The following is a 5,090-nucleotide window of genomic DNA, read 5'->3' as shown; positions in this document are numbered from 1 at the left end:
GCGAGACCTTCCCGCCCGGCTCCACCTTCAAGATCCTCACAGCGGCCGCGGCCCTGGAGAACGGGGTGGTCACCGACGTCGACGCCGCGTCCGACACGGTCTCCCCGTACCCCCTGCCGCTCTCCTCGAACAAGATCAGCAGTGAGGCGGGTGACGCCGTCTGCAACAAGGCGTCGATGAAGACCGCCATGCAGCACTCCTGCAACAACGTCTTCCTCGACGCGGCGTCCAAGGTCGGCGCGGACAGGATGCGCGGGACGGCGGAGAAGTTCGGCTTCAACCGCCCAGCGCGGCAAGAAGATCACCGTGAAGGTCACCGCCCGCCGCACGGGTCACACCAGCGGCTCGGCCACCAGCAAGGCGACGAAGGTGGTCGCCCGCTGACATCGGCGGTGCGATCGGAAGGGCCGGGCGCCTCACCTGTGGAGGTGTGCCCGGCCCTTTTGCGTACGGGTATGGTCCGCCTGCTGCTCCGCGATTGCCTCATGCAGGCGTGACGCTCAGATTTCGGACAGGAGCATCGGCAGTCTGCGCATGTCGTCGAAGACCACGGTGTCCCGGCCTTTCAGCCAGTGCGCGGGGGTCAGCCCACCGGCGTAGCCCAGCGACCGCATCCCAGCCGAACGAGCGGCCTGGATAGCGTACTTGCTGTCCTCGGCGACGACGCAGGCGGACGGCTCGGCCCCATCCGCGGTCTTCATCGATCGACGGATATGACATCTCCCGCTCGGACATCTCGGGCGGACGGTTGGGCGCGCCGATCGCGAACCGCGTGATGCAGGCGGTGCTGGGGGACTAGGGTCTTTCGTTCGGATCAGGCCGGGCTCGACCGAAAGAAAGGCCCCGGCCGCTTGGCGGTCGGCGGTCGGGTGCCGGCGCAACGGGCCTGGCGGCAAACGGGTGCCGCCGGACCCGGTCACGACGCCGCGGAGCACGTCAGGAGGCGAGTGTCTCCGCCTGCGCCTTGATGCCCTTGAGGTAGTCGGACTCGGGATAGCTGCTCGCGGCGTGTTCGTACGCCGGATTGCCGTCGCTCCACTGGTCGACGGTCAGTTCGAGTTCCGTTGAGTCCCCGCGGGGTGTCAGCCGGTGGGCCATTCGGCAACTGGTCTCGGCATGCTTCTCGTTGTGCGCCGCTCCCGGATGCTGGACGTAGGTGAACTCCTTGAGCGGATCGAACACTTCGATGTCGCCGTAGACCTGCACGATCCGTTCGCCGTCGGGGCCGTAGCCGACGAAGTCCACGCGGCTGCCGACCGCGAAGGACGACTCGATCAGGCAGCCGAAGAGCGTGGCCTTCGTTCCCTCGGACGTGGTCAGGGTGTCCCACACCTGCTTGGGACTCGCGGCGATCGTGACCGTGTAGCGCAGAGGCTTCGTCATGGGGGAAGGCTAGGACACGGCTCTGACAACGGCGCATGCGGCTCTCTGGCGCCCATGGGGCATTCCGAACTCGTCGCGGGCGTCCGGAAGATGTGCGACCAGGCCGCCCCGCTCGCGATGCGCGTTGACGGGTGTTCAGAAGTGTTGACCACTGATGCGGTTACTCTTATCGTTCTTCGATAGCATCGATATTCGATATGAGGGACGGTTGCTGGTGACTGCTGAGGTACAGAGCTCCAAGCCACATGACGACCGTGCCGAGGCCAGACTGCTGGAGCCGGTCGCCACTGTGGTCCGGGGCGTCTACCGGCTATGCCTCGTGGGCCTTGTCGTCGGGGCCGTGGGACCCCTGGTCGGCAGCGAACTGCGCCTGGCGTGGGGCGGTCCGCACGTGTGTGCCGAGTCCCGCTCGGATTTCAGCACGGACGGGTTCACCGGCATGTTCCGACCCCATGCAGGGGTCGAGGTGATGGCCCGCCCGTCGTACTGCACCGATCACGCCGACAGTGCCCAGCGGCTGTTCGACTTCCTCGGCGACTTCCCCTCGTTGCTGCTGGTCCTGGGCATCCTGTTCCTGCTCAACCGCTTGATACAGGGCGCTTCCCGCCAGGGCGTCTTCACCGAACGGACAGCGAGGCACCTGCGGGTCGCGGGCTGGTGGCTGCTGATCGGCTGCCTGGTCGCAGAGGTGGTGGAAGCCGGCGCGCACGCGGCGCTGCTGGCGACCCTGGCCCAGGACTACACCTTCAATGTGGACAGCTGGCTGGGAACCTGGCAGCCGCCCTTCGCACTCGTCTTCACAGCTCTGGGCATCCTCACGTTCGCCCGCATCATGCGCGCCGGGGTGGCCATGCGGGAGGATTTGGAAGGGACGGTGTGATGGCGTCGGACGACAACGACAGTCATGCGATCGAGGTTCATCTCGACCGCATGCTCAGCGAGCGCGGCATGACGCTTGCGGAGCTCGCCTCCCGGGTCGGTGTGACCAATGTGAACCTGTCCATCCTGAAGAACGGCCGGGCCCGCGCGATCCGCTTCACCACGTTGACCCGCATCTGCGAGGTCCTCGACTGCCAGCCGGGCGACCTGCTCACGCACCGGAGCGCCGAAGACGAGCGCAGGAGCCCACCGACAGTCCTCTGAGGCGGGCCGACGCCGTGGGGGGATTTCCCGCGAGCCACCCACATGGCTGCCCACTACTTCACACCGCTCGGTCGCTGACCCGTGCGATCACCCACCCCTTGGAAGCGATCCTCTGGGCGACGGGTGGGTGGGGATCGTCGGTCCGGCAGTCCCGGCAGCGGCCAGGGGTGGGTGAGCGGAAGGCGCGCTCACAGTCGTCGCAGGTCTGGAAGGGCGTCACCTCCCGGCATACCGGAACGAGGGGGAGCGGCGGGGGGAGGAGCGCGGCGAGGCGGTGTCTGAGCAGATTCGCGGGGTGCTTGAGGGGCACGGGGAGGTCGGCAGTCAGAGCGCGCCTGATGGTCTCGGGGGTGGCTTCGCGTTCGAGCCAGGCGGCGACGGCCGGGCTGAGACGGTCGACGTCGCGCTCGGAGAGGACCAGCTGCGGGGTGTCCCGACGCAGGTCGGCGAGGAGATCAGCCGCGGTGCGGAGCAGCTCGGCGCCGGTGGCGTGGGGTGCGGGGAGCGGAGAGGGCGGGGCTTCGGGCCGGTGGGGAGCCAGGGGCGCAGGCGGCTGCGATACGGGTGCAGGCGACGCGACCGGTTTGAGCGCCGCACACGGCTCGGGTGCGGGAACAGGGCGTCCGGGTCGCGGCCTCGGTCGGGGCTGCGGCTTGGGTGCCGGGGGTGCGTGCGGGGTGGCGCCCGGCTGGTTGTACGAGCAGGTGCGGGTGACGACGCGGCCGTCGGGAAGGCGTTCCCGAGTGCGCCGGAGGTAGCCGTGGGCTTCCAGCTCGCGCAGGGCGGCGGCGATGCGGGCCTCGCTGTCCGGGAAGCGTTCGGCGAGGACCTTGATGCCGACCTTCGCTCCGGCGGGCAGCGACTGGATGTGCAGGCCGAGCCCGATCGCGAGGAGCGAGAGCTCCCGGTGCTGGGCGAGATGGTTGCCGACGACCGTGAAGCGGTTGGTGTGCCGGGAGTTGATGTGCACGACACCGGACGACGGCGCGGCGCTCCCGGGTGCGCGGGACGGGGCGTGCGAGGGCACGCTAATCTGCTGGGTATCCATCGGGAAGGGTTCGCTTCCTCGGTGGTCAGGCCCTCGATCGGGATTGCAGTCCCGGCCGGGGGCCGACGCATGTCTGTGGTTGTCGCGGCGAGCATATGCCAGCCAACCGGTGCGAACTCCAGCTCAGTTGGCGAACCTCACCCGTGTGAGTGACGGGCCTCTGGTTGAGGCCGGGGGAGGGGTTGGGTTGGGAAGTTCCTTCTTCCCAAAGTCTTTAAAGCCTTTACGTCGGGGGTCGTCGCGTCGTGGTCGACCGGGTCGCGGCGCACCGGGTCGCGGCTGTCGCGATCCGGTGCGGGACCAGGTACGCCAGGCGGATCGGGCCGCGCTCAGCCCTGGCGCGCGTACGAGATGAAGGCGGACCAGGTGACGGGGGCGACATCGAGGTGGGGGCCCTGGATGTTCTTGGAGTCGCGGATGTGGATGGTGGTGGGGCAGGTAGCGATTTCAATGCAATTGCCGCCTTCGCCGGTGCTGTAACTGGATTTGTGCCAGTCGTAGGCGACCTCGACGCACGCGCCGCCCTCGCCGCTGCTGTAGCTGGATTTGAACCAGTGCAGTTGCTTGGTGTTCATCGTTCTCCCAGCATCTTCTCGATCAGCGCCAAGGACTCCCTGGTGGCGAGAGCCTGCGACCGGATGATCCCATAGCGTTCGCTGAACACCCGGACTTCTTCCGGGTCGGTGATCAATCGGGGGTGGCCGTACGCCTCCGTATACGCAACCTGCTGACGCCCTTTGGGATTGAGCATGATGAACGAGGCGTCCAGGCTGGGGTGTTCCTCACGGTCGGTCGGCATGACTTGGAGGGTCACTGTGCGCATGTGCCCGATGCGCAACAGTTGCTGCAGCTGGCGCCCATGGGACGCACCTCCGCCGATCGGGCGCTGCAGAACGACCTCCTCCAACACGTACGTCATCGTCGGTGCGGGCCACCGTTCGAAGATCTTCTGTCGGTCCAGTCGGTCGGCCACCCGCTTCTCGATTGTCTCCTCGTCGAGCAGGGGACGCCGCTGAGTGAAAACCGCACGCGCGTACTCCTCGGTCTGGAGCAGCCCCGGAACCGCCTGGTTGCTGTAGTCGTGCACCGCGAGCGCATCCGCCTCCACCCGCGCATAGTCCCGGAACCAGTCCGGGTGCCGCGTCCGCGACCTCGACAGTGCCTCCCGTACCTCCTCGACCGCCGCCGCCAGCACCCCACCCGCGTTCAACAACGTGTCGGCGCGGTCCAGGAAGTCCGGCTGAGGTGTTCGTACGCCCCGTTCCATCGCGGAGATCAGGTCCTCGCCGCAGTGTGTTGCCGTGCCCAGTTCCTTCTGGCTCAGGCCGGCGCGCTCCCGCAGCACCTTGAGCTGTCTGCCCAGCGCCCTGAACAGGTGTGCCGTCCCATCCGATTCGGCCGGGCGCTCCGGTCGTTCCTCACGTTCCGCGTTCGCCATCTGCCCCGCACCGCTCTCTGTCCGCCCGGTCACGGCCGACGCCCCGTACAGCCGACCGGGCGTGCCCGTACAGCTGCT

At 67.9% G+C, this 5,090-nt stretch carries 7 protein-coding genes and 1 pseudogene; 3 read left to right on the top strand and 5 right to left on the bottom strand.

Annotated features, from left to right (window positions below):
- Positions 1-497: penicillin-binding transpeptidase domain-containing protein (locus AB0I23_RS41950; protein ID WP_436847080.1), on the top strand; the 497-nt coding region annotated here is incomplete at its 5' end.
- Positions 498-500: 3 nt separating this feature from the next.
- Here the strand turns inward: AB0I23_RS41950 and AB0I23_RS41130 are convergent.
- Together AB0I23_RS41130 and AB0I23_RS41125 are read right to left on the bottom strand one after the other, a co-directional pair.
- A pseudogene (locus tag AB0I23_RS41130) lies at positions 501-680 on the bottom strand (HAD family hydrolase); the annotation flags it as partial.
- Positions 681-936: 256 nt separating this feature from the next.
- The gene (locus AB0I23_RS41125) at positions 937-1,383 is read right to left on the bottom strand and encodes an SRPBCC domain-containing protein (protein WP_359118356.1); all 447 of its coding nucleotides are present in this window, start codon (positions 1,381-1,383) and stop codon (positions 937-939) included.
- A 214-nt stretch (positions 1,384-1,597) separates the two neighbouring features.
- On the opposite strand from AB0I23_RS41125, the gene AB0I23_RS41120 reads away from it, so the two are divergent.
- Positions 1,598-2,263, top strand: a complete 666-nt coding sequence (locus AB0I23_RS41120; protein ID WP_359118354.1) for a DUF2975 domain-containing protein — start codon at positions 1,598-1,600, stop codon at positions 2,261-2,263.
- Entirely contained in the window at positions 2,263-2,526 is a 264-nt protein-coding gene (locus AB0I23_RS41115) for a helix-turn-helix domain-containing protein (RefSeq protein ID WP_359118352.1), read from the top strand. The genes AB0I23_RS41120 and AB0I23_RS41115 overlap by 1 nt, the downstream gene beginning before the upstream one ends.
- A gap of 58 nt (positions 2,527-2,584) precedes the next feature.
- On the opposite strand, the gene AB0I23_RS41110 is transcribed toward AB0I23_RS41115, so the two are convergent.
- The 3 genes from AB0I23_RS41110 to AB0I23_RS41100 form a co-directional block, all read right to left on the bottom strand.
- The gene (locus AB0I23_RS41110; protein ID WP_359118350.1) at positions 2,585-3,574 is read right to left on the bottom strand and encodes a helix-turn-helix domain-containing protein; all 990 of its coding nucleotides are present in this window, start codon (positions 3,572-3,574) and stop codon (positions 2,585-2,587) included.
- 329 nt (positions 3,575-3,903) lie between these two features.
- On the bottom strand, positions 3,904-4,149 hold the full coding sequence (locus AB0I23_RS41105; protein ID WP_359118348.1) for a DUF397 domain-containing protein: 246 nt from the start codon (positions 4,147-4,149) through the stop codon (positions 3,904-3,906).
- Positions 4,146-5,012, bottom strand: coding sequence for a helix-turn-helix domain-containing protein (locus AB0I23_RS41100; RefSeq protein WP_359118358.1), 867 nt, complete (start codon positions 5,010-5,012; stop codon positions 4,146-4,148). The genes AB0I23_RS41105 and AB0I23_RS41100 overlap by 4 nt, the downstream gene beginning before the upstream one ends.
- Between the last annotated feature and the right edge of the window lie 78 nt (positions 5,013-5,090).

The sequence above is a fragment of the Streptomyces atratus genome, assembly GCF_040655115.1.
In the GTDB taxonomy this organism is placed as follows: Bacteria; Actinomycetota; Actinomycetes; order Streptomycetales; family Streptomycetaceae; genus Streptomyces; species Streptomyces atratus_D.
The sequence above is the reverse complement of the archived record's forward strand: the minus strand, read 5'-3'. Positions and strand labels throughout refer to the sequence as shown.